At 68.8% G+C, this 22,863-nt stretch carries 21 protein-coding genes; 16 read left to right on the forward strand and 5 right to left on the reverse strand.

Going from position 1 to position 22,863, the window contains the following annotated elements; all coding sequences use genetic code 11:
- Window positions 1-28 precede the first annotated feature (28 nt).
- Together dprA and AX767_RS11355 are read right to left on the reverse strand one after the other, a co-directional pair.
- A complete protein-coding gene (dprA, locus tag AX767_RS11350; RefSeq protein WP_068631405.1) occupies window positions 29-1,165 on the reverse strand; it encodes a DNA-processing protein DprA in 1,137 nt (378 codons plus the stop codon).
- Between the two features lie 19 nt (window positions 1,166-1,184).
- Window positions 1,185-2,396 (reverse strand): LysM peptidoglycan-binding domain-containing protein, encoded by a 1,212-nt coding sequence (locus AX767_RS11355; protein WP_068631407.1) that lies wholly within the window; start codon window positions 2,394-2,396, stop codon window positions 1,185-1,187.
- A gap of 162 nt (window positions 2,397-2,558) precedes the next feature.
- Between AX767_RS11355 and def the strand changes: the two genes are divergently transcribed.
- The 6 genes from def to AX767_RS11385 are packed head-to-tail and all read left to right on the forward strand — an operon-like array spanning window position 2,559 to window position 6,810.
- Window positions 2,559-3,080: a peptide deformylase gene (gene def, locus AX767_RS11360; RefSeq protein WP_068631409.1), complete on the forward strand. Its 522-nt coding sequence runs from the start codon at window positions 2,559-2,561 to the stop codon at window positions 3,078-3,080.
- The gene (locus AX767_RS11365) at window positions 3,077-3,568 is read left to right on the forward strand and encodes a hypothetical protein (protein ID WP_068631411.1); all 492 of its coding nucleotides are present in this window, start codon (window positions 3,077-3,079) and stop codon (window positions 3,566-3,568) included. Before def ends, AX767_RS11365 begins: the two co-directional genes overlap by 4 nt.
- A 5-nt stretch (window positions 3,569-3,573) precedes the next feature.
- A complete protein-coding gene (fmt, locus tag AX767_RS11370) occupies window positions 3,574-4,524 on the forward strand; it encodes a methionyl-tRNA formyltransferase (RefSeq protein ID WP_068631413.1) in 951 nt (316 codons plus the stop codon).
- Window positions 4,524-5,261: an AzlC family ABC transporter permease gene (locus tag AX767_RS11375; RefSeq protein WP_068631415.1), complete on the forward strand. Its 738-nt coding sequence runs from the start codon at window positions 4,524-4,526 to the stop codon at window positions 5,259-5,261. Before fmt ends, AX767_RS11375 begins: the two co-directional genes overlap by 1 nt.
- Window positions 5,258-5,596: an AzlD domain-containing protein gene (locus AX767_RS11380; RefSeq protein WP_068631417.1), complete on the forward strand. Its 339-nt coding sequence runs from the start codon at window positions 5,258-5,260 to the stop codon at window positions 5,594-5,596. Before AX767_RS11375 ends, AX767_RS11380 begins: the two co-directional genes overlap by 4 nt.
- 20 nt (window positions 5,597-5,616) lie before the next feature.
- Window positions 5,617-6,810 (forward strand): phosphoglycerate kinase, encoded by a 1,194-nt coding sequence (locus AX767_RS11385; protein ID WP_068631419.1) that lies wholly within the window; start codon window positions 5,617-5,619, stop codon window positions 6,808-6,810.
- Here AX767_RS11385 and AX767_RS11390 read toward each other — a convergent pair whose 3' ends face one another.
- Window positions 6,811-7,908, reverse strand: a complete 1,098-nt coding sequence (locus tag AX767_RS11390) for a fatty acid desaturase (RefSeq protein WP_068631421.1) — start codon at window positions 7,906-7,908, stop codon at window positions 6,811-6,813.
- Window positions 7,909-8,103: 195 nt separating this feature from the next.
- Between AX767_RS11390 and pyk the strand changes: the two genes are divergently transcribed.
- The 10 genes from pyk (at window position 8,104) to AX767_RS11440 (ending at window position 21,445) form a co-directional block, all read left to right on the forward strand.
- Entirely contained in the window at window positions 8,104-9,552 is a 1,449-nt protein-coding gene (gene pyk / locus AX767_RS11395) for a pyruvate kinase (protein WP_068633607.1), read from the forward strand.
- 88 nt (window positions 9,553-9,640) lie between these two features.
- A complete protein-coding gene (locus AX767_RS11400) occupies window positions 9,641-10,540 on the forward strand; it encodes an alpha/beta hydrolase (protein ID WP_068633609.1) in 900 nt (299 codons plus the stop codon).
- 74 nt (window positions 10,541-10,614) lie between these two features.
- Window positions 10,615-11,502, forward strand: coding sequence for a fructose bisphosphate aldolase (locus AX767_RS11405; RefSeq protein WP_335338829.1), 888 nt, complete (start codon window positions 10,615-10,617; stop codon window positions 11,500-11,502).
- Between the two features lie 109 nt (window positions 11,503-11,611).
- Window positions 11,612-12,517 carry a phosphoribosylaminoimidazolesuccinocarboxamide synthase gene (locus AX767_RS11410; protein ID WP_068631425.1) on the forward strand — a complete coding sequence of 302 codons (906 nt, stop codon included), beginning with the start codon at window positions 11,612-11,614 and terminating at the stop codon, window positions 12,515-12,517.
- Window positions 12,518-12,634: 117 nt separating this feature from the next.
- A complete protein-coding gene (locus tag AX767_RS11415) occupies window positions 12,635-13,255 on the forward strand; it encodes a helix-turn-helix transcriptional regulator (RefSeq protein ID WP_068631427.1) in 621 nt (206 codons plus the stop codon).
- 33 nt (window positions 13,256-13,288) lie between these two features.
- A complete protein-coding gene (locus tag AX767_RS11420) occupies window positions 13,289-13,939 on the forward strand; it encodes a Crp/Fnr family transcriptional regulator (RefSeq protein ID WP_068631429.1) in 651 nt (216 codons plus the stop codon).
- Between the two features lie 81 nt (window positions 13,940-14,020).
- Window positions 14,021-17,020 carry an ATP-binding protein gene (locus tag AX767_RS11425; RefSeq protein WP_082754992.1) on the forward strand — a complete coding sequence of 1,000 codons (3,000 nt, stop codon included), beginning with the start codon at window positions 14,021-14,023 and terminating at the stop codon, window positions 17,018-17,020.
- Between the two features lie 7 nt (window positions 17,021-17,027).
- Window positions 17,028-18,242, forward strand: coding sequence for a cytochrome P450 (locus AX767_RS11430; protein WP_068631433.1), 1,215 nt, complete (start codon window positions 17,028-17,030; stop codon window positions 18,240-18,242).
- 9 nt (window positions 18,243-18,251) lie between these two features.
- Window positions 18,252-19,994 (forward strand): hypothetical protein, encoded by a 1,743-nt coding sequence (locus tag AX767_RS11435; RefSeq protein ID WP_068631435.1) that lies wholly within the window; start codon window positions 18,252-18,254, stop codon window positions 19,992-19,994.
- A complete protein-coding gene (locus AX767_RS11440) occupies window positions 19,991-21,445 on the forward strand; it encodes a Dyp-type peroxidase (RefSeq protein ID WP_068631437.1) in 1,455 nt (484 codons plus the stop codon). Before AX767_RS11435 ends, AX767_RS11440 begins: the two co-directional genes overlap by 4 nt.
- On the opposite strand, the gene AX767_RS11445 is transcribed toward AX767_RS11440, so the two are convergent.
- On the reverse strand, window positions 21,437-21,892 hold the full coding sequence (locus AX767_RS11445) for an META domain-containing protein (protein WP_068631439.1): 456 nt from the start codon (window positions 21,890-21,892) through the stop codon (window positions 21,437-21,439). The two genes, AX767_RS11440 and AX767_RS11445, sit on opposite strands and share 9 nt — an antisense overlap.
- 8 nt (window positions 21,893-21,900) lie before the next feature.
- Complete coding sequence (locus tag AX767_RS11450; RefSeq protein WP_068631441.1) at window positions 21,901-22,821, reverse strand: tetratricopeptide repeat protein; 921 nt, start codon at window positions 22,819-22,821, stop codon at window positions 21,901-21,903.
- Between the last annotated feature and the right edge of the window lie 42 nt (window positions 22,822-22,863).

A 22,863-nucleotide genomic window follows, 5' to 3' on the forward strand; every position in this document is an offset into this window, starting at 1 on the left:
GGGATGGGCGTTGGCGACGATGACTTGCTCAGCCTCGCCCAACGCGCTGGAACAGCCCGCCCGGCAGCCGCGCGATGCGGCCGTCCAGTTCCAGTTCGAGCAGTTGGGCTTGCAGCGTCGCGGCGCCATGGCCGGTGCGGGCGCACAGCGCGTCGAGGCTCACGGGATCGAAACCCAGGTCGCGCAGCAGCCCGGAATCGTCCAGCACCGCCGGGTCCGCATCAGGCGCCTGCGATGCCGTCACGTCATCGAAGCGAAGCTCTTCCAGCACGTCGTTGACCGACTCGACCAGTTTGGCGCCCTGCCGGATCAGTGCATGACAACCGCGCGATTGCGGCGAGTGGATCGAGCCCGGAATCGCGAAGACTTCCTTGCCCTGCTCCACGGCGAGCCGCGCGGTGATCAGCGAGCCCGACTGCAGCGCCGCTTCGACCACGAGGGTGCCGCGCGAAAGCCCCGCGATGATCCGGTTGCGCTTGGGAAAATTCTGGTTGAGTGGCGGCGTGCCGGGCGCGAACTCGCTCACGATGAGTCCGTGCGCCACGATCTGATGGGCGAGCGCGCGATGGCGTGCCGGGTAAACGCGGTCGAGCCCCGTGCCCACCACCGCCACGGTGGCGAGGCGCGACGGGTTGCTGGCCGCGGCATCGAGTGCACCCTGGTGCGCCGCGCCGTCGACGCCGAGGGCCAGACCCGAAACCACCGTGATGTTCGCCTCGCCCAGTGCCTGCGCGAACGCGCGCGCGTTCGATGCACCCTGCGGGGTCGGATTGCGGCTGCCGACGATTGCCACCGCGCGGCCGAGCTGCGTCAGATCGAAAGCGGGCGCGCCGATCACATAGAGCATCACCGGCGGATCGACCATTTCGAGCAACGACGCCGGATAGCCGGCATCGGCGAGCGTCACGATGCGACGCGTGGCACCGTCCGGTTCCGTGGCCTGAAGCCATTGCCAGGTCTGTTCGAGCAGCGCCGGCAGACCCTCCGGTGGATGGCCGAGTGCCATTGCCTGCGCGGATGACACCACCTGCAGCAAGGCGGCATGCGATTGCGCGAACACGCCCGGCGGCAGCCCGAAAGCCGCCAGCAACTTGCGCGCAGCGGTATCGCCGACGCCGGGCGTCAGCGTCAGCCGCAGCCAGCCGGCAAGTTCCTCCCGTTCCACGCGAAAAACCGAAATCAGCTCAGGGGTTGACGAGCAGGTCGCCGGCCTTCGGCGTGTCGCTGATCTCGAGCACGAGCGCGTAAGACACCTTGTCGAACGGCCGGAACACCATCAGCAGACCGATGCGTTCGTTCGGCAGCTTGAGCGTTTCCTTGGCATCGTTGGTCTTGTCGACGATGACGGCGCCGTTTTTCAGGATGGCCAGCACCTGACCGCTCTCGATGCCGTCGCGCAAGCCCTTGTTGATGGCCACGACCTGGTTCTGCGCCGCGAACTGCACCGCATTGCCGTAGACCGACACGATGCGTCCGTCGACCACTTGCTGCGTCGGGGCGCGTGGCACGTAGCTTTGCATCGGGCGCGGCGGTTCGGACAGCAGCCGGTCGCCGGCGCGCATCTCTTCGCGGGCGGCCACGATGTCGATCGTGGCCGGGACGACGTTGGTCACTTCCTTGCCGTCGGTCAGTTGGGTGACGGTGCTCTCGCCGCGCTGCAGCGTCGCGCGGCCGAGATATTGCGCTTCATAGCCGAGAATTTCGCCCGTAGCGGGATCTTTCAGCGGCGTGGCGTTGCGGAAGATCCGGAACTGCTTGATCGGACCTGGAACCTCGACCACCGGGGAGCCGGTCTCGCCGCGTGCATAGGCGCGGTCACCGCGGGCCAGCAGTACGCGATCGTCGTTGCCGGCCACGATGCGTGGCGCCACCTTGAGCGTGTCTTCGTCGACCACGATCGGTTCGGCGAGGAAGGGCTCGATCAGGCTCGGGTTGAGCGTCGGCAGCGCCATGCCCGACAGGGATTCGTAGCGGGTGCGCGGCGACAGCTTGATGGTGCCGTCCGGCATGCCGGTGCCGCGACGCGTCGTGAGACGGGCGCGTCCGCCGGTCTTGTCGAGGTAGAGCACCTGGCCCGGGTAGATGCGGTGCGGATTGGCGATTTCGCCGAGGTTCATGCCCCACAGCTCGGGCCAGCGCCACGGGCTCTTGAGGTAGAGGCGGGAGATCGCCCACAGCGTGTCACCGGGCTTGACCGTGTATTCGTCCGGTGCGGTGGCGACCAATTCGCTGAGCGGGATGCCGTTTTGCGCGGTCTGCTGGGCGATCGCGCGCTGTTGCGGTGTGATGGGAAAGTTCTGCGCCGAAGCCGTCGTACCGATGCCGAGCACCGTGAATGCCGCGAGCGTTGCCAGCAGGGTCGGGCGCGAGCGGGCAGGGATTCGGAGTTTTTTCATGGTTTGATGGTGTGCACGCACGGCACCGGAAGGGCCGAACAAATCCTCACAATTTGCAACGAATTTTGCGCTGAAGCCCTTGATTGGGCAACGTTTATCAAGGTACGGCCCATCGCAGCGTCGCGGAATTGGCGAAAATACCCACAACTTTTTCTCGTTTTCATGGCCAAAAGAACCATCCTGAGCTTTCCAGACAAACGCCTGCACACGGTCGCCAAGCCGGTGCAGGGCGTCGACGCACGCATCAAAGCGCTCGCGGCGGACATGCTCGACACCATGTACGACGCCGCCGGCATCGGCCTGGCGGCGACGCAGATCGACGTGCACGAGCGCCTCGTGGTGATCGACGTCTCCGAAGAGCGCAACCAGCCGCTGGTGCTGATCAACCCCGAGATCGTTTGGGCGAGCGACGACAAGATCCTGAACGAAGAGGGGTGCCTGTCCGTCCCCGGGATCTACGACGGCGTCGAGCGCTCGACCGCCGTGAAGGTCACCGCGCTCGACCTCGACGGCGAGTTGCGCACGCTGGAAGCCGACGGCCTGCTGGCCGTGTGCATCCAGCACGAGCTGGACCACCTGCTGGGCAAGGTGTTCGTCGAGTACCTGTCGCCGCTCAAGCGCAACCGCATCAAGAGCAAGCTCTTGAAGCTGCAACGCGAAGAGCAAAAGGAAGGCCGGCCTTGAAGCCGTTCAACCGGCTGGCAGCAGTGGTGCTGGTGCTCGCGCTCGCAGCCTGCGCCGCCGAGCCGACACGCATTGCGCCGGGCACGAGCCGGGCCGACGCGCTGCAGCAGCTGGGCCAGCCGACGGCGGTCTATCCATTGCCGGGCGGTGGCGAACGGCTTCAGTACTCGCGCGCGCCGGCAGGCACCGAAGTCAACGACGTCGATCTCGACGCCGGCGGTCGGGTCGTTTCGGTGCGCCAGGTGCTCGACGAACGCTGGTTTGCGCAGGACATCCAGAACGGTGTCTGGCGCGAAGCCGACATCCTGCGCACGTACGGCCGTCCCCTCGAAATCACCGAGGTCGCGTCGTTCGACGGCGGGGTGTGGACCTGGCGTTACAAGGTGCTGAACGCGCCGCGCCTGCTCTATATCTATGTCGATCGCCAGGGCCTGGTGTCGCATTGGCACACGGGCGACGAACTGACGCGGGATCGGTTGCCCTTTTGAGCGGCTTGCGAGTCGTCTTTGCGGGCACGCCCGCGTTCGCACGGACAGCGCTGGACGCCATCGCGGCGGCGGGCCACGAGATCGTTCGGGTCATGACGCAGCCCGACCGCCCGGCCGGGCGCGGGCTGAAGCTCCAGGCTTCGTCCGTCAAGCAGCGCGCGCTGGAACGTGGCTGGCCGGTGGCGCAGCCGCGCAGCCTGCGCCTCGACGGCAAATACCCCGACGATGCTGCCGCCGCCCGTGACGTGCTCGTGGCCGCGCAAGCCGACGTGATGGTGGTGGCCGCCTACGGCCTGATCCTGCCGCAGTGGGTGCTGGACGTGCCGCGGCTGGGGTGCCTCAACATCCACGCCAGCCTGCTGCCGCGCTGGCGCGGCGCCGCGCCGATCCACCGCGCGGTCGAGGCGGGCGATGCACAGACCGGCGTCACGCTCATGCAGATGGACGCGGGGCTCGACACCGGCGCCATGCTCCTCACCGAAGCGCTCGACATCGGCGATGACAGCACCGCCGTGCTGCACGATCGCTTGGCCGACCTCGGCGGGCGGCTTGTCGTCCAGGCCCTCGCGCGAGCCGACGCCGGCACCCTGACGCCGACGCCCCAGCCGGCCGAGGGCGTGACCTATGCGCACAAGGTCGAAAAGCACGAGGCGCAGATCGACTGGGCACAGGACGCGGCGGCCATCGTGCGCCGCATCCGCGCCTTCGACCCGTTTCCGGGCGCCAGCACCTTGCGCGACGGCGAGGCAGTGAAGCTCTGGGCGGCGCACGTTCACCCCGGCCCGACCACAGAAATGCCGGGGACGATCCTCGCGGCTACGCGCGCCGGCATCGCGGTGGCGGCCGCCGACGCCATCGTTGTGGTCACTGAACTGCAGCGCGCGGGCGGCAAACGCCTGGGCGCCGCCGATTTCCTGCGCGGCTTCGACCTGAAGCCCGGGCAGATCTTCGGCTGATGTTCTTCCTGCCGTCGATCCGCCGCCGCCCGGAGTTCCGCGAAGGCATGCGCAACATGGCGCCGCTCGCGCTCGGCATCGGCGCCTGGGGGCTGATGACCGGTGTGGCGATGGTCAAGTCTGGCATGAGCGGGGTCGAGGCGGTCGCGATGACACTGCTGGTCTACGCCGGCAGCTCGCAACTCGCGGCCATTCCGTTGCTCGTGGCGGGCGCGCCGGCCTGGGTCGTGTTGGCGACCGGCTTTTGCGTCAACCTGCGCTTCGTGGTGTTCAGCCTGCATTTGCGGCCTTACCTGATGTCGCTGCCACGCTGGCGGCGCCTGGTGCACGGCTACCTCACGGCCGACCTGAGCTATGCGATGTTCGTGCGCCGCTACGACGCCCCGGCCGACACGCCCGAAGGCGTGCTGGGCCAGGAGGCCTATCTGGCCGGCGGCTACTTCATCACCTGGTGCGCGTGGATGGGCCTCAGCCTCGTCGGCGTGGTGCTGGCCAATCTCATTCCGCAAACCTGGGGACTTGGCTTCGCGGGGGTGCTGAGCCTGGTCGGCATCCTGTGTTCGATGGCGACCACCCGCCTGCGACTGCTGTCGGCGGCCGTGGCCGGCGCCACGGCGGTGGCGGCCTATTCGTTGCCGCTCAAGCTCAACATCGTGGTGGGCATCGGCGTGGCGGTGCTGCTGTGCTTCGGCCTCGAGCGGCAGTTCGTGCGCAACCCGGCGGAGGCAGACGAATGAACGGTGAGACGGACTGGTGGACGCTGGCCGTCATCGTCGGCCTGGCCGGCGTGTCGGTGCTCACGCGCTGTTTCTTCTTCATTCTCGACCGACCCTGGGGTCTGCCGGAGTGGGCGCATCGCGCGCTGCACTATGCCCCGGTCGCGGCGCTGTCGGCGGTGGTCATTCCCGAGATCGTCATGACGCAAGGCCATCTCGTCACCACGCTGCACGACGCGCGCATCTACGCCGCGGTCGCGGGCGCTGCCTATTACTTCTGGCGCCACGGCGTGCTCGGCACCATGGTGGTGGGCATGGCGGTGTACCTGCCGCTGCATCTGGGGCTGGGCTGGTAGGCGCTTCTAGAATCGGACGGATGAATGTCATCCGCTTTACCGATTTGTGCGCGCAGGGCAAGGCTTCCGGCCAGCGCGTTTTCATCCGTGCCGACCTCAACGTGCCACAGAACGAGGCCGGCGAGATCACCGAAGACACCCGCGTTCGTGCCTCCGTGCCGTGCATCCAGCTTGCGCTCGACGCCGGCGCCGCCGTCATGGTCACCTCCCACCTCGGCCGTCCGACCGAGGGCGAATTCAAGCCGGCCGATTCGCTGGCGCCCGTGGCCAGGCGACTCGGGGAACTGCTCGGCCACGACGTCCGGCTGGTGGCCGACTGGGTCAACGGCGTCGAGGTCAAGCCCGGCGAGGTCGTGTTGCTCGAGAATTGCCGCGTCAACGAGGGCGAGAAGAAGAACGATCCGGCGCTCGCGAAGAAGATGGCGGCGCTCTGCGACATCTACGTGAACGACGCTTTCGGCACCGCGCACCGCGCCGAAGCCACGACTTACGGCATCGCGCAGTACGCGAAGATCGCCTCGGCCGGCCCGCTGCTGGCCGCCGAGATCGACGCCATCACGAAGGCGCTCGCGCAGCCGAAGCGCCCGCTGGTCGCGATCGTCGCGGGGTCCAAGGTCAGCACCAAGCTCACCATCCTCAAGGCGCTGGCCGACAAGGTCGACCAGCTGATCGTGGGCGGCGGCATCGCCAACACCTTCATGCTGGCGTCGGGCCTGTCGATCGGCAAGTCGCTGGCCGAGCCCGACCTGCTCGACGAAGCCAGGGCCGTGATCGAGGCCATGCGCGCGCGCGGCGCGGCGGTGCCGATTCCGGTCGACGTGGTCACAGCCAAGACCTTCGCCGCGGATGCACCGGCGACCGTCAAGGCCGCCGACGCGGTCGACGCCGACGATCTGATTCTGGACATCGGCCCGAAGACCGCCGACATGCTGGCCGCGCAACTGCGCGAAGCGGGCACCATCGTGTGGAACGGCCCGGTGGGCGTGTTCGAGTTCGAGGCCTTCTCGCACGGCACCGAAACCATCGCCCGCGCCATTGCGGCCAGCAAGGCCTTCTCCATCGCCGGCGGCGGCGACACGCTGGCGGCCATCGCCAAGTACGGCATCGAGCCGGCGGTGGGCTACATCTCGACCGGCGGCGGGGCTTTCCTCGAAATCCTCGAAGGCAAGACCTTGCCGGCCCTCGAGATCCTCACGAAGCGCGCAGCCGGCTGATCAGGCGGGCAGGGCGCGCGGCGCGCTGGTCGCCCGGCCCTGGAAGTCGGTCCAGCACTTGCGGGTGAAGTCGTAGAGCTTGCAGCGGCGCGCGGTGCCGAAGTACCAGCGCCACGAAAAGCGTTGCACCACGATGCGGCTCGGCAGCAGATCCTCGATGCGGGCCTGCGCGGCCTTCAGCTTGTAGAGCGGGATGCTCATGTCCACGTGGTGCGCGGTGTGCTCCATGATGTGGTGCATCAACGCGCCGATCTGCATCGGGAAGGTCAGGTGCACGGTGGTCGAGACGAAAGGCTGGGCGCGCTGCCAGGTGGCGCGGTCGTCGTGCCAGCTCACCTTGACGTGCGTGTGGTGCACGTACACCACGAAGCCGATCATCGCGAACCAGAAGAGGAGCGGCACCACGAAGGCGGCGCCGAGCAACAGGGCGATCGACTGGTCGGTGACCAGTGCGGCGCCAACCAGCGCCACGACCCAGGCCAGCGCGAAGCCGCCGATCAGCCCGCAGTCGCGCGAGAACACGGGGCGCTCGGCGTTGCTCGTCTTGTCGCGGCCCACCATGCGGTGCCACCAGATCTCGACCATGTAGTAGACGCCCGGCGCCCAGCCGCTGCGGTAGACGCGTTCCATCAGGCGGCGCGACGGCGACAGCGCGTCGTATTCGGCCTGCGTGAGCGGCGCCCAGACGAAGTCGACGCCCTTCAGGTTGGTGAAGCCGTGGTGAACCACGTTGTGGCCCATGTCCCAGAGGCTGTAGGGCGTGAGCGAGGGCAGGAAGGCGATGCGCCCCAGCCACTTGTTGAGGCGCCGGTGCGGCGTCAGGCTCTGGTGACAGGCGTCGTGGCCGATGATGAAGAGGCGTCCGATCACGAAGCCGGCGGCCAGGCCACACAGCGTCTTGAGCCAGAACGACTTCAGCATCACGACGCCCGACAGCAAGGCGCCGAACAGGGCGTAGTCGATGGCGAGCAGCACCAGCGCGCGCACGGTCGTGCGTTCGGCCAGCGGCAGCAACCAGGAGCGGATCACCTTGCGGTGCGGCAAGGGTTCGTCGGGGTGCAAGGGCTCGGGCAGTGCGGTGTCGATCGGGTTCGTCATGGACGGGAATGGAAAAGAAAACAGGACCCACGGCGCCAGGCGCCGTGCCGGAGTCATCGTGGGACTCTCGTATGACGGGTCTCGGTGCCGCGGGGTATCGGCCGGCCGCCCCTGTCGTATCGTGCGATGTCATTTTCGCATGTGAGAATTGTCCTCAAACGCTGCGGCGTCAGAATGAACAAACAGGAGACCGACATGGACCACACCCGCATTCCCCGTCACGCCACCAAGATCGTCGCCACGCTCGGCCCCGCCTCGAACACGCCGGAGATCCTCGAGCAAATGATCCTCTCCAAGGTCAGCGTGGTGCGGCTGAACTTCAGCCACGGGACCGCGGCCGACCACATCGCGCGGGCCGTGATGGTCCGGGAGGCGGCGCGCAAGACGGGCCGCGAGGTGGCGATCATGGCCGACCTGCAGGGCCCGAAGATCCGCGTCGGCAAGTTCGCCGAAGGCAAGGTGTTCCTGCTGCCGGGCGCGAAGTTCGTGCTCGATGCGGCGCGCACGGAACTGGGTGATATCGACGGCGTCGGCCTCGATTACAAAGACCTGCCACGCGACGTGAAGCCCGGCGACAGGCTCTTGCTGAACGACGGTTTGATCGTGCTCATCGTCGATGCGGTCAAGGGCGAAACGGTTCTGACGACCGTGAAGCTCGGCGGCGAGCTGTCGAACAACAAGGGCATCAACAAGCAGGGCGGCGGCCTCACCGCGCCCGCGCTGACGGCCAAGGACATGGAAGACATCAAGACTGCGATGAGCTTCCAGGCGGATTACGTGGCGGTGAGCTTTCCGAAGAACGCGACCGACATGGAAATGGCGCGTCAGCTGTGCAACGTGGCCGCGGCCGAATACGGCCACCGGCCGGGGTTGATCGCCAAGATCGAACGCGCCGAGGCGATCCCCAAGCTCGAAGAAATCATCCGCGCCAGCGACGGCATCATGGTCGCGCGCGGCGACCTCGCGGTCGAGGTGGGCAACGCTGCCGTGCCTGCGCTGCAAAAGAAAATGATCCGCATGGCGCGCGAGATGGACCGGGTCGTCATCACCGCCACGCAGATGATGGAATCGATGATCACCAACCCGGTGCCGACGCGCGCCGAGGTGAGCGACGTGGCCAATGCGGTGCTCGACGGCACCGACGCGGTGATGCTTTCCGCCGAGACCGCGTCGGGCAAATACCCGCTCGAGACGGTGCAGGAAATGAGCCGCATCTGCGAGGCTGCGGAGGCCGCCGAAGACCTCGAACTCGATGCCGATTTCAGCGGCAAGAACTACACGCGCATCGACCAGTCGATCGCCATGGGCGCGCTCTTCACCGCACATCACCTGGGCGCCAAGGCGATCGTCGCCCTGACCGAATCGGGCTCGACCATGCTCTGGATGAGCCGCCATCGCGCCCACATCCCCATGTATGCGCTGACCTCGCGCCTCGCCACGCAGCGCAAGTTGGCGCTGTACCGCAACGTGCGCCCGCTGCTGATGGATTCGCAGACCGACCGCGACACCGCGCTCGAGCAGGCTGAAGCCCATCTGAAGAAGCGCGGCATCGTGCAGACCGGCGACGTCTACGCGATCACCTGCGGCGAACCCATGGGCGCACCGGGCGGCACCAACATGCTGAAGATCTGCCGGGCGAGCTAGGCCAGGCGGCGGTCGCGTCCTACCGACGCGACCGCGGGCCATGCGCATGCTCCCGAAACCATTTCGGTCTGCACTTCGTATGGCTTTCATGAAACTTCTTTTTCCCCGGCCACGCGGCGGGCTGTTCGCTGCGGCTGCCCTCGCGGGCGCCGCGCTGCTCACGGCCTGTTCGCCCATCAAGATCGTCAATGGCCTGACGCCGAGCAGCACCTACGGTTTCGAGGGCGACATCGGCTACGGCGCGGCCCCGCGGCAGCGGCTCGACGTGTACACGCCGTTGCCGGCCTCGATGGCCGCCAACGGCGCCAAGCCGCTGGTCGTGTTCTTTTTCGGCGGCACCTGGAGTAACGGCGATCGCGCGAGCTACAAGTTCGTCGGCGAGGCCCTGGCGTCGCGCGGCGCGGTGGTGGTGATCCCGGACTACGGCCTCTCGCCGGTTTTCAAGTACCCGGTGTTCGTGCAGGACAGCGCCTTGGCGGCGAAGTGGGCGCTCGACAACGCCGCACGGCTGGGGGCCGACCCGAAGCAGGTCTATGTGATGGGCCATTCGTCCGGCGGTTACAACGCGGCCATGCTGGCGCTCGATGCGCGGTGGCTCGGCGCCGTCGGCGGCAGTCCGAAGCAGTTCGCCGGCTGGATCGGCCTGGCGGGCCCTTACGACTTCCTGCCGATCGAAAACCCGCAAGCCCAGGTGGCCTTCAATTGGCCCGACACCCCACCGGACTCGCAGCCCCTGGCACATGCGTCAGCCGCTGCGCCGCGCACGCTGCTGCTGGCCGCGACGAAGGACAAGCTGGTGAATCCGGTGCGCAACACCGGCCAGATGGCAACGAAGCTGCGTGCGGCTGGCGTGTCGGTCGAGACGCACGAATACGACGACCTGAGCCACATCACGCTGATCGGCAATGTCGCCAAGCCGCTGCAGTGGCTCGGCGGGCCGGTGCTGCCGCCCGTGCTGGCCTTCGTCGGGCTGCCGGCGGGGCGATAGAGGCCGCCGATACAATCTTGCGCTACCCCCATACCGCCATGTCGACGGACACGAAAACGAACAAGGACAACGCAGTGAATCAGGAACAACTGGACAAGGTCACCACGGGCAAGGGCTTCATCGCCGCACTCGACCAGAGCGGTGGCAGCACGCCGAAGGCGCTCAAGCTCTACGGCGTCGAAGAGACCGCCTACCAGGGCGATGCCGAAATGTTCGACCAGGTCCACGCCATGCGCAGCCGCATCGTCGCGAGCCCCGCCTTCAACGGCCAGCGCGTGCTGGGCGCCATCCTGTTCGAGATGACGATGGACCGCCAGTTCGAGGGCCGGGACGCCGCCACCTACCTCTGGGCAAACAAGCAGGTCGTCCCCTTCCTCAAGGTCGACAAGGGCCTGGCCGACGAAGCCGACGGCGTGCAGCTCATGAAGGCCATGCCCGAGCTCGACGCGCTGTTGAAGCGAGCGGTGGCCAAGGGCATCTTCGGCACCAAGATGCGTTCGGTGGTCAACACTGCCAATGCCAAGGGCATCGACGCCGTGGTGGCGCAACAGTTCGTCGTCGGCAAGCAGATCCTCGCGGCCGGGCTGATGCCGATCATCGAGCCGGAAGTCAACATCAAGGCCACCGACAAGAAGGAAGCTGAAGCGCTGCTGAAGGCGGCCTTGCTGAAGGCACTGGACGCCCTCGGCGCCGACCAGAAGGTCATGCTCAAGCTGTCGATCCCGACGGTCGACGGCTTCTACGCCGAGCTGGTCGCGCACCCGAAGGTGGTCCGCGTGGTGGCCCTGTCGGGTGGCTACAGCCGCGACGACTCGAACGCGATGCTCGCCAAGAACCCCGGCGTGATCGCCAGCTTCAGCCGCGCGCTGACCGAGGGCCTGAGCGCCCAGCAGTCGGATGCCGACTTCAACGCGGCGCTGGACAAGGCGATCGAATCGATCTACCAGGCGTCGAACACCTGAAGCGCGTGACCCTTTCGCAGCACCGGCCACCGCTCGCGGTGGCTTTTTTCTGCGCGCACAATCAGAGCCATCCGTCTCGTTTCCGTCCCGATTTCATCCTGTCTCAGCCATGACCACCGTCCACACCTCGTCCATCCAAAGCCTGCCCCTGCTCGCGCGCGGCAAGGTGCGCGACAACTACGCGGTCGGCGACGACCGCATCCTCATGGTCGCCAGCGACCGGCTGAGCGCGTTCGACGTGATCATGGGCGAGCCGATTCCTGGCAAGGGCGTGATCCTCACGCAGATGGCGCTCTGGTGGTTCGACCGGCTCGGCCATCTGTGCCCGAACCACCTCACCGGCGAGGCACCCGAGAGCGTGGTCACGGCGGAAGAGGCGCCGCAGGTCACTGACCGCTCGATGCTGGTCAAGCGTCTGCGCCCGATCCCGGTCGAAGCGGTGGTGCGGGGTTATCTGGCCGGCAGCGGCTGGAAGGAATACCAGGAAAACCGGGCGGTGTGCGGCGTGCCCTTGCCCGAAGGCCTGACCAACGCGAGCAAGCTGCCGCGCCCGATCTTCACGCCCGCAGCCAAGGCGGCGGCCGGCGAGCACGACGAGAACATCAGCTACGACCGCATGGTCGAGGTCGTCGGCCCGACGCTGGCGCAGCGGATTCGCGAGATCAGCATCCTGATCTACGAAACCGCGGCGGCGATCGCCCTCGAAAAGGGAATGATCATTGCCGATACCAAGTTCGAGTTCGGCCTCGACGAAGCCGACAACCTGGTGCTCATGGACGAGGTGCTGACGCCCGACAGCTCGCGCTACTGGCCGATCGAGGGCTACGAAGCCGCGCTTGCCGCCGGCACCAACCCGCCGAGCTACGACAAGCAGTTCGTGCGCGACTGGCTGGAGGCCACGAAGATCAATGGCAAGCCCTGGGACAAGACGCCGCCTGCACCGCGCCTGCCCGCCGAAGTGATCGAAAAGACCGCCGCGAAGTACCGCGAAGCGCTCGAACGCCTCACCGGCTGAGCGTCGGGCGAGCCGCCCGAAAAGGTGAATAAGTCACAAGCCGGCCGGCAATAGTCACGCTTTTCGAAGTGTGCATTTGTTCACACTTCTCGCATCCCCAAAGGACAGGAGCGAGAGATGAACCCATCGACGGCGGACCTTTCGATGCAGCCCGGCATGCTGGCCCGGGTGCTCGACGAAATCGACCATGGCCTGCTGGTGCTCGACCTCGCTGGCCGCATCCTGCACGCCAACCATCCGGCGCGCCACGCGCTGTCGTCGGGCCACGCGATGCGCAATGTCGACGGTGTGCTGGCGTGCACCGGCGCAGCGGGTCAGCGCGCGTTGCGTCAGGCCCTCAAAGACGCCGAGCGCGGCTGCCGCAGCATCGTCGAACTGGCGCACGCGAGCGATCCGCTGTCACTCGCTTTCGTGCCGCTCGATGCGGCGGACGGCGGGCCGGTCGACACGGTGCTGGTCATGTGCAGCCGTCGCCACGGCTGCGAGAGCCTCACGATGCAGATGTTCGCGCGATCCAAGGGGCTCACGCGCTCCGAGCAGAACGTGCTGGCCCAGCTGTGCGCCGGCCAGCGTGCCGACGAGATCGCCTGCGTGCAGGGCGTGCGCCTGTCGACCGTGCGCACCCACATCAAGAACGTGCGGCAGAAAACCGGCAGCACCAGCATCCGCGAGATCGTGCACCGCGTCTCGCGCATGCCGCAGGTGGTGTCGGCGCTGCGCCTTGTCGCTCACGAGTAACGGAGCCGCCGGGGCGGGCCGTATAGTGGCCGGATGCCTCCTGCCGCGCTGCGCGCCGACCTCACCGACGCCCTGCCGCCGTCGCTCCTGCGGCTGGCCGAGTGCGGCACGCAACGCCACTTTCGCACCCACAGCCTGCTGATCCAGGAAGGCGACCTCGGCGATTCGATCTATATCGTCCTGACGGGCCGGCTGCGCGCGTTCGTGTCCGATGCGCGCGGCCGCGAAGTGACGCTTGGCGTGCACGGACCGGGCGAATACGTCGGCGAGATGTCGCTCGACGGCGGCCTGCGCTCGGCGAGCGTGCAAGCGCTGGAGCCCACCGTCTGTGCGGTCGTCACGCGCGCGAGCGTGCTGGGCCACATCGCCGCCGACCCGGAATTTTCGCTGGGGCTGATCACGCGCCTGATCCGCCGCGCCCGGCTCGCGACCGAGAGTGCGCGCAGCATGGCGCTGCTCGACGTCTACAGCCGCCTCAAACGTGTGCTCGAAGACCGGGCGCAGCCGGCGGTCGACGGCACCCGCCGCATCGCCGAGCGCCTGACGCACCAGGCGCTGGCCGGCGAGATCGGCTCGTCGCGCGAAATGGTCAGCCGCCTGCTCAAGGACCTCGAGAAGGGCGGCTATGTCGCCGTCGAGCAGCGCTGCATCGTGCTGCTGCGGGCGCTTCCCGCCCGCTGGTAGCGCGGCGGATCCTCTTTTTGGTGGATAGACAAGACGGTCCGACTCGCTAGAGTCGGCGTGCCCGAAAACACAGAGGTGCGGATGAACGCTTGTGCAAATTGCGGAACGCCACGCGAGGCCAGTCACCGCTTTTGCTGGCAGTGCGGCGCATTGCTGGATGCGCAGCGCGAGCTGAAACAGGTCACCGTCCTGCTCGCTGACCTCTGCGATTCCACCGCCCAGGTCGTGCAGACCGGGGCCGAGGCCGGGCAGGCCTACCTCGACACCGCCTACCGCCTCATGTCGGAGGCCGTCGAGGCGTACGGCGGCACCCGCATGCAATGGCGCGGCGACGAATTGCTGGCGCTCTTCGGCGCCCCCCTCGCGCAAGAGGACCACGCGCTGCGCGCCTGCCTGGCCGCCAGCGCGATGCTCGAGGCGATGCAAGCCCACACCACCGCCGAGTCGCCCATGCGGGTGCGCATCGGAATCGATTCGGGCGAGGTGATCGCCGGTCCGGGCGGGGCCGACATGTCGACGCCCTACCGCGTCGACGGGCCGCCGATTCACCTCGCGTCGCGGCTGGAGCAACTTGCATCGCCGGGCACGGCGCATGTCAGCGGCAACACCATGCAGCTGGTCGGCGACCAGATCGAGACGCGGCTGCTGGGCAAGCGCGAGCTTCGCGGCTTCAGCGCGCCGGTCGACGTGCACGAGATCACCGTCGGCCAGCAGGGATCGGCGGCGGCTCCGCTGGCACGTCGGCGCTATCTCGGCCCGCTGGTCGGCCGCACGGAGGCGATCGACGACCTGAAGGCGATCGCCGAGCGGGTGCGCGCCGGCGCGTTCTGCGCGGTCGGCCTGCGCGGCGAGGCCGGCATCGGGAAGTCGCGCCTGATCGCCGAGTTGTCGACCCACCTGCGTGCCAACGGATTCGCGGTGGCGCCCGTCACCGCGCGCGGCTATGCGAGCCACGTGCCGTACGGGCTCGTCGCCGACCTGGCTCGGGTGCTGCTCGGATTGGGTGGCGACCCCTCGGCCGAGCCGGCCAACCTGCACAGCGCCGCCCTCACCGACCTGCTCGATGCCGGCGACGCCGGCGACGCCTGGCGCGCGCTCTCGCCGCTGCAACGCAGCGAGCGCATCGCCAACACCTTCGCCTGGCTGGTGCGCGAACGGACCCGGAGCGCGCCGCTGGTGCTTGCGATCGACGACGTGTTTCTGGCCGATCGCGGCAGCCTGCGCCTGCTGGAAATGCTGGCGCGCCGGCTGCAGTCGCAGCCGCTGCTGGTGCTCATGAGTTACCGGCAGGACTACGTGCACCGCTGGAGCGACGCGCCGTGGTTCGCGGAGCACTGGATCGGTCCGCTGCCTTCCGAGCGCATGGTCGAACTCGCACAGGCGCTGCTGGGCGGCGACGAATCGCTGCACGCCGTTCGCACCGCGTTGCTCGACCGCGCCGACGGCAATCCGTTCTTCCTCGAACAGATGGTGATGACACTGGTCGACGGCGGCAGTCTGCTCGGCCTGCCGGGCGGTTACCGCGCCACGTCGGGCGCATCGCCGCTCGGCGTGCCGGCGTCGATCATGGCGGTCATCGGCGCGCGCGTGGACCGCTTGCCGGCCGACACCAAGGCCAGCCTGGAGGCCGCGGCCATCGTGGGCGAACCGCTGCTCTCGGGCGTGGTGGCCGCCATGCGCAACATCGACGAGGCCGAAGCGGAAAGCCATCTGCGGCAGGCGATGTCGGGCGGGCTGATCACCGCGTCGGCCGGTGCCGGCGCTTCGGGTGCGTATGCGTTTCGCCACGGGCTGGTGCAGGAGGCGGTGGCCGCGACGCTGACCCGAGCGCGTCGCAGCCAGCTGCACCGCGCCGCCTTCGACGCCTTGCGTTTGCGCGGCGGCGACCCGCCTTCCGAAAACCCGGCCGTGCTCGCGCACCATGCCTACAACGGCGAGCAGTGGCTGTCGGCCGCCGAATACGCGCAGCGCGCGATGACGCGGTCGATTGCGCGCTCCGACAACCGCGACGCACTGCGCGTTTTTTCGCTCGGCCTCGAAGCGGCCCGGCGCGTGGAACCCGAAGCGGCAATGCTGACCTGCGAGCTTGCCCTGCGCATGGAGGCGCTGGGCGCGCAGATGGCGGTCGGGTTGTTCGATGCCATCGTCACCAATCTCGAACGGGCCGAGCGCATCACGCGCACGCTCGGCGACACGCGTCGCCAGGCGGCGGTGGCGTTGCAACTCGCCGTCGTGCTGTGGACGCGCGGCAGCTATCGGCAAGGCCTTGAAGCCGCCGCCAACGCCGGCGCGGTGGCATTGGCGGCCGGCAGCCGCAGCCTGCAGATGGCCGCGATGCAGGCCCGCATGATGCTCAACCACGGGCTCGGCCGCTATGCCGTGGCGGGCGCCGATGCCGCCGAGGTCGAGCGCGAATTCGCGGTCGAACTGCGGGGTCGTCGCCTGATGGCAGGCTGGGCCGTCATCGCGTCGATCAACGTCAAGACCTTTCTGGCCGACACGCTGATCTGGAAGGGCGAGTTCGTCGCCGCGCAGGCCGCGTGCGATGCCGCCTACCGCGAGCTGGCCGCCGAAGACCACGCCTTCTCGCGCGTGCTGGTCGACTTCGTGCAGGCCGAACTGATGCTCGCCCAGCACCGCGCCGGCGACGCCGTCACGCTGCTGCGGTCGGCGCTCGAACTGTGCCGCGTGCACGAGCTGTCGAACATGCAGCCGGCCATCGTGGCGTACCTCGGCGGTGCGATGGCGCGCAGCGGCCAGGCGCTGCAGGCCCTGGCGCTGCTCGAGCCGGCCATCGCCGCGAAGATCTCGCTGTCGGGCGGGCGCTACAACGAGTTCTACTTTCCGTTCAACCTCGCCATCGCGCTGCAGACGGCCGGCCGTGCCGAAGAGGCCATCGTCGCGGCGCGGACGGCCTGCGAAGCCGCCAGCGCGCTCGAACAGCGCGGCCACGAGGCGCGCGCCCTGCAACTGCTCGCCGGCATCGAAGGCGAAGCAGGCCGCGCGCACGACGCGGCGCTGCACACGCAGCAGGCCCAGGCAGCTGCGCACGACTGCGGCATGGCGCGCCTTCATGGTTGAGGGTGCGTTGGCCCGTTTCGGTCGGTGGGCGGCTTACGAGGCCGTCAGCGCAGCGATTCACCAGCCGCGGGCCCTGCGCGCGCTCGCAACCTTCATCCGGAACCGTCCGGCGATGCGCAGCCGGCTGCACATCGTGGCCGCGCGCGACGACGTGGCCGGCGTGTTCCAGCGGCCACTGGCCTTTTCCAATTCGGCGCAGCGGCCGAACCTGGTGGCGGGCGAGTTCGCGATCGGCATGGCGTCCGGACCGCGGCACGCGTGCGAGCGCGCGCTGCTCCTGCGCCAGTTGCCGCCGCCCGACGATTTCGCGATGCGCTCGGCAGCCGAAAGCCGGCGCCTCGTCCAGGCGCTGCGCGCCGGGCCGGCGCGGCGCTTCGACCTCATCGGCGACTACATGGCGCCGATCGCGTGGCAGGCGATGGGCGGGGCGTTCGGCGCGGCCCTGCCGTCGTTGCCGGCGGGCGATCCGCTGTTCGTGCACCTGCGCAACATCGGCGCGCACCTGATCGTCGGCGGGGTGGCGACCGAGGCGGTGCAGCGCCGCGCCCGGGAAAGCGCCGCCGAACTCACGGCGTGGACGCACGCGCACCTGCCCGCCTTGCAGGCCGCGTGGGGCCTGCAAGGCGCAACGCACCGCGACGCGGTGGCGCGCAACGCCGTCGGCATGATGTGGGTCGGTCATCCGGCCACGGTGCAGAGCGGCGCGCTGCTGATGCAGGAGTTGCTGGTGCGGCCGAAGGTGTTGCGCGCGCTCGCCGACGCCGTCGGGCAGTGCACCGACCCCTGGCGCGATGCGCCGCTGCGCGATCGCCTCGGGCAGCATGTGCTCGAACTGCTGCGCTTCCGGCCGCCGTTTCCGATCCTGCAACGCGAGGTGCCGCGCGACGTGCGCTACGGCGCGGATGGGGCGGCGCGCGCCCCGGCCGGCGTGCCGCTGACGGTGCTGACCATCGGCGCACTGTTCGATCCCGCGGCCCATGCCGGATCGCCGCCCGACACCTACGACCCTGACCGCGTCTTCGTGCACCCGCACGACCGGCTCATGATTTTCGGCGGCGGCCGCCGGCACTGCATCGCGGGCGAGCATGTCGTCGAAATGCTGGTGAGCGCCTTGATCGGGCTGCTCCAGTTGCCCGGCGTGACATGGGCCGACCCGTGGTGGCGGCGCCTCTGCTACGACGGGCCGAGCATCGCGTCGGCCCGGCTGGCGTTCCGGGACTAGGGCCGCGCGATGGCACGCGAGCAGATGATGTGCTTCATCACGCCGGGCGTGCCCGAGGTGTCGTCGAGCGTGCAGCGCCGCATCGACCGCATGTGCCGCGCCATCGGCCGCATCCATTTCGCGACGCTCGCGCTGTTGCCCGCGGTGCCGGACCGGCCCGATGCCCCGGCGTCGCTGTTGTTCGAAGTCGTCGTCGACGAAGGCGTGCCGACGCCCGAGCTGGTCGGGCTGATGCTGCTGCACGGCTTCGGCGTGCTGTGGCGGCTCTACGGCGCGCACTGGCCGGGACCGCGTGGCGCCTCGACGCATTCGAAGCGGGACTGGTTGCACGCCTTTCTCGCGCAGCATGCGAACGCAGCGGCCTGCGGCTTCGTCGGCAACCGCGACCGCGACGTGGCGCAGGTCTGCGGCGAGAACGCCTTCTTTCGCGAGGCCGGCGCCGCCTTTCGCAGCCTGCCGCCCGACCGCGTGCCGGACTGCGCTGCGCTCGGGGACGAGATGACGGCCTGGGCGCGTGAGGCCGGCGGCGCGTGGACGGCCGAGCTGCCGCGGCGCTCGTTCTGGCGGCACGGCAACCGGCCCGATGGCGTGCGGATCGCGCTGCTGTCGGTCCGGCTGGTCGTGCCGTTGCTCGTGCTGCTGGTTCTGCTCATGGGGCTCGGCGCGGTCGCGCTGGCGTCGGTGCAGTGGTGGAGCGGTGTCGGCTTCTCGGCATCGGGCGGGGCTGCGTCCGGCGACCACCGGCTGCCCGCGTGCCTGGGTGCACTCACCGCGATCGGCGGCCTCGCGGTGCTCGCCATCGGCCTGTCCGCCGCGTTCTTGCTGCTGCTGTGCGCCGCATCCACCTTGCGCGGCCCGCCGTTCTTTCCGATCGTCGCGGCGGTGCTGGTCGGCGCGGTGCTGTTGGCGGCGACTGTGGCGCTGACTGCGTGGATGTTCGCCGTCATGCGCGGCGCCGCCTGCGGTCTTCCGCCTTGGAACGCCGTGGCTTCACCCAACTTGCGGACTGTCGTCGTCTTGGCTGCAGGCGCGGCGTGCGTCGTCGGCGCGGGGCTCCAGTGGGGGCCGGGTGCGATCAAGCGAGTGGCCGCCGCGCTCGCCGAACGCATCGCGAAAGCCGACCGCCCGGTGGCGCTGCCCGACGTGCCGCTCCACCGCGTGCATCCGAGCCTGCAGGCGTGCGAGGCGGCGACCGCGCTGCGCACGGGCCACATGATCAGCCTCACCGACATCCGCGGCAAGGCCGCGTTGCGCCGCGTGCGCTTCTGGCTCTGGCTCATCAACCTGCTGGGCGAGCTCGTCTTCACGGAAGGGCGGTTGGGCCATGCCGGCGGCATCAAGTTCGGCCATTGGCACGTGATCGACGGTGGCCGACGGCTACTGTTCTGCAGCAACTTCGATGGCGGCTTCGGCGGCTACCTCGACGGCTTCATCCGCGGTGCGTCGCAGGGCGTCAACCTGGTCTGGCGCAACACCGAGCTGCGGCCCCGCAACGCGGCGCGTGACGACCAGCCGGGCGTCGTGACGCCGCGCAGTTTCCCGCCGACGCGCCTGCAGATGTTTTGCGGCTGCAAGTGCGAGCAGGCGTTCAAGTCCTATGCGCGCGACAGCATGGTGCCGCACCTCCATCGCTTCGAGGCGTACTGCCTGTCGAACGACGACATCGTGCGCGCGACCCGGTTGCGCGTGGCGCTGCAGGGCCGGCGCAGCGCCGTCCACGACGACCAGATTGCGAGGGCGCTGGAATCATGAGCGACACCCTGTCCGGGCTCGAAGAAGCCTTCGACGACATCCAGGCCCTCGTGGGCACCGGCTTCACGCGGCTGCGTCGCGGCCACTACCTGCTGCTGCAGGTCGACGATGCGGCGCGGGTCCGCTGCTGGCTCGCCGGCCTCCTCGCGCAAGGCCTGGTGCACGCGCTGGACGCGGTGCGCCGGCCGCATGTCGCGGGCCAGGCGGCGGCACCCGCGGAAGGGCAGAAAACGCGGCTGACCGAATCGGTGACGGTCGCCTTCAGCCATGCCGGCCTGTCCGCGCTCGGGCTTGCCGACGCCGAGGCGAATCCTTTCCCCAGCGCGTTTCGCGGCGGCATGGCGGAGCCGGTGCGCCGCGAGCTGCTGGATGGCGATGCGGTATCGCCGTGGCGATGGGGCGATGTCGACACCGAAGCGGTGCACTTGCTGGTCGCGCACTTCTGGGCCGACGAGGCCACGCCGTCGCGCCATCTCGATCCGGCGTTGCTGGCGGATTGGGGCTTGCGGGCGCACGTGGTGGCGACCTGTCCGGCCTCCATCGATCCGCCGACGCAGCCGGAACCCGGATCGCGCGAGCCCTTCGGCTTTCGCGACGGGTTGAGCCAGCCGGTGCCCGAGGGCATCGCCTGGTCGCAGGCCGAAATCCGCGCCCGTCGGCAGGCCGGCAAGGCGCTGTTCGACGACCGGCGCGTCGCACTCGGCGAGTTCGTGCTCGGCCATGCCAACGAATACCGGGAGGCTGCGTACTGCCCGGGCCTGGCCTGGGCCTCGGCCCCGTCGCGGCCGTTCGCGCGCTTCGGCCGCAACGGCAGCTACATGGCGGTGCGCCAGATCGCGCAGCACGTTGACGTCCTCCGGGCCTTCGAGGCGACTTGCCCGGTGCCCGACATTGCCGAACGGATGATGGGCCGGCGCCGGGACGGTCGCTCGCTGGCGGCGCTCGGTGGCAGCCAGACGGGGTTGGACGGCTTTCGCTACCTGCAGGACGACGCCGACGGTTTCGGTTGCCCGCGCGGCGCGCATGTGCGGCGTGCCAACCCGCGCGATGCGCTGTCCGGCTCGCCGCAGGAAGGCGTCGCGAGCGCCCGGCTGCATCGCCTGTTGCGGCGCGGGCGCGTGTACGCCGAAGCGGGCGCCACCGAAAGCACCTGCGAGATCGGACAAGGGCAGGGGCTGATGTTCATCGCACTCAATGCCGACTTGGACCGGCAGTTCGAGTTCATTCAGCGCAGCTGGATCGGCGGACCGCGCTTCGGCGGCCTGCATGACGAAGAGGATCCGATCCTCGGGACGGCGCCCGGCCGCGGCTTCACGGTGCAGGGCTTGCCGGTCGGCCTGCGGATCGGCGGTCTGCCGCGCTTCACCACTGTCGTCGGCGGCGGCTACTTCTTTCTGCCCGGTCTGGCGGCGCTGGCCTTCATTGCCGCGGGACCGCCCTCCTCAGCGTGAGGGCGCGCTGCTCAGCACGATGACCGTGCGGCCGCTGGCATCGAGCAGGTTCATCCGGCCCGGCCCCGCCAGCCGGTAGGACGCCGTGGTCTGCAGTGCCTGGACGAACTGCGCCTCGATGTCGCCGCGGGCCGGGTCGGCGCACGCCATGCGGGTGGACGCGAGCTGGCCGATGCGCAGCGCGCTGCCGGTGCGCGTGAAGGTGCCCGAGATGCGGTTGCATCCGCCCGCGCCGCTGACGCGTCCGCTGCTGCGGTCGAACGCCACCTGCGCATCGCGCTGCGGCTCGCCGCCGGGTGCGACCGGCTGGTCGTTCAAGCGCGTGAGCCACCACACCGGCCCCTCAATCGGTTCGTCGAGGCTGATGCCGCTGCCGCAGGCGGTGATGCCCAGCGCGAAGGTGGCGGCGAGCAGGAAGCGGGAGAACGGCAGAAAGTGCATGCGCATGGCGAACCTCAGCTCAGGACGACGCTGCTCAGGCGGCGGCGGTAGGTGGCCACCGTCGGATCGTCCGGCGGGATCTGGCCGTCGGCGACCTTCACTTTCGGCGGCTCGATGATGTCCAGGATGGCGATGTAAGTCTTGCGCGCCAGGTCGTCGCTCCAGGCCTTGTCGCGCATCAGGATGTCGAGCAGTTCGTCCATCGCCTCGGTCCAGCGCTGCTCGGCCATCAGCACCTGCGCGCGGCCGAAGCGGGCGTCGAAGTCGCGTTTGTTCGCGGCGATCTTCCCCTCGAACTCGGCGGCCTGGCGCAGCTCGCCGGCCGGCGGCGCCGCGAAATCGATGGCGTTCATCCAGCGCTGGAGGGCGTCGAAGCGGCGCACCAGCGTGGTTTGGGTGATCACCGGCGCGAACACGACCTTGGCCTCATCGGTGCGGCCTTCCTGCAGCAGCAGCTTCACGCAGTCGAAGCGGGCGTCGTCATTGGCCGGATCGGTCGCGACGGCGTGCTGGAGCTTTTCGAGCGCGCCCAGGGTGTCGCCCTCGGCCAGCGCCTCGTGTGCAGCTTCTTCTTCGGCTGCAGCCTCGAGTTGTTCGGCCGCCGGCACGTGCTTGTCGAGGAACGTGCGGATCTCGGCCGCCGGGATCGCACCGACGAAACCATCGACCGGCTGGCCGTCCTTGAACATCACGCAGAACGGGATGCTGCGCACGCCGAACATCTGGCTGAGCTGCTGCGAAATCTGCGGCACCTTGTCGGCGTCGAGCTTGGCGAGCGTGAAGCGGCCGGCGTACTCGGTTTCGAGGTTTTCGAGCACCGGACCGAGCTGTTTGCAGGGGCCGCACCATTCGGCCCAGATGTCGAGCAGCACGGGCGTGGTGAGCGAGCCGTCGACCAGTTCGGACTGAAAGTTTTCGAGAGTGATGTCGATCATCGTGGGCGCAATCGGATTCGGAAGGGGGTTAAACCTAAAATT

Origin of the sequence: Variovorax sp. PAMC 28711 (genome assembly GCF_001577265.1) — a bacterium.
GTDB lineage: Bacteria > Pseudomonadota > Gammaproteobacteria > Burkholderiales > Burkholderiaceae_C > Variovorax.

Coding starts and splice junctions, on each gene's coding strand:
- AX767_RS11400 (WP_068633609.1), top strand. CDS start 9,641: ATGAAACTTCTTTTTCCCCGGCCACGCGGCGGGCTGTTCGCTGCGGCT.
- AX767_RS11445 (WP_068631439.1), bottom strand. CDS start 21,892: ATGCGCATGCACTTTCTGCCGTTCTCCCGCTTCCTGCTCGCCGCCACC.
- AX767_RS11390 (WP_068631421.1), bottom strand. CDS start 7,908: ATGACGAACCCGATCGACACCGCACTGCCCGAGCCCTTGCACCCCGAC.
- AX767_RS11380 (WP_068631417.1), top strand. CDS start 5,258: ATGAACGGTGAGACGGACTGGTGGACGCTGGCCGTCATCGTCGGCCTG.
- AX767_RS11425 (WP_082754992.1), top strand. CDS start 14,021: ATGAACGCTTGTGCAAATTGCGGAACGCCACGCGAGGCCAGTCACCGC.
- AX767_RS11450 (WP_068631441.1), bottom strand. CDS start 22,821: ATGATCGACATCACTCTCGAAAACTTTCAGTCCGAACTGGTCGACGGC.
- pyk (WP_068633607.1), top strand. CDS start 8,104: ATGGACCACACCCGCATTCCCCGTCACGCCACCAAGATCGTCGCCACG.
- def (WP_068631409.1), top strand. CDS start 2,559: ATGGCCAAAAGAACCATCCTGAGCTTTCCAGACAAACGCCTGCACACG.
- AX767_RS11440 (WP_068631437.1), top strand. CDS start 19,991: ATGAGCGACACCCTGTCCGGGCTCGAAGAAGCCTTCGACGACATCCAG.
- AX767_RS11420 (WP_068631429.1), top strand. CDS start 13,289: ATGCCTCCTGCCGCGCTGCGCGCCGACCTCACCGACGCCCTGCCGCCG.
- AX767_RS11415 (WP_068631427.1), top strand. CDS start 12,635: ATGAACCCATCGACGGCGGACCTTTCGATGCAGCCCGGCATGCTGGCC.
- AX767_RS11375 (WP_068631415.1), top strand. CDS start 4,524: ATGTTCTTCCTGCCGTCGATCCGCCGCCGCCCGGAGTTCCGCGAAGGC.
- AX767_RS11385 (WP_068631419.1), top strand. CDS start 5,617: ATGAATGTCATCCGCTTTACCGATTTGTGCGCGCAGGGCAAGGCTTCC.
- AX767_RS11410 (WP_068631425.1), top strand. CDS start 11,612: ATGACCACCGTCCACACCTCGTCCATCCAAAGCCTGCCCCTGCTCGCG.
- AX767_RS11435 (WP_068631435.1), top strand. CDS start 18,252: ATGGCACGCGAGCAGATGATGTGCTTCATCACGCCGGGCGTGCCCGAG.
- AX767_RS11355 (WP_068631407.1), bottom strand. CDS start 2,396: ATGAAAAAACTCCGAATCCCTGCCCGCTCGCGCCCGACCCTGCTGGCA.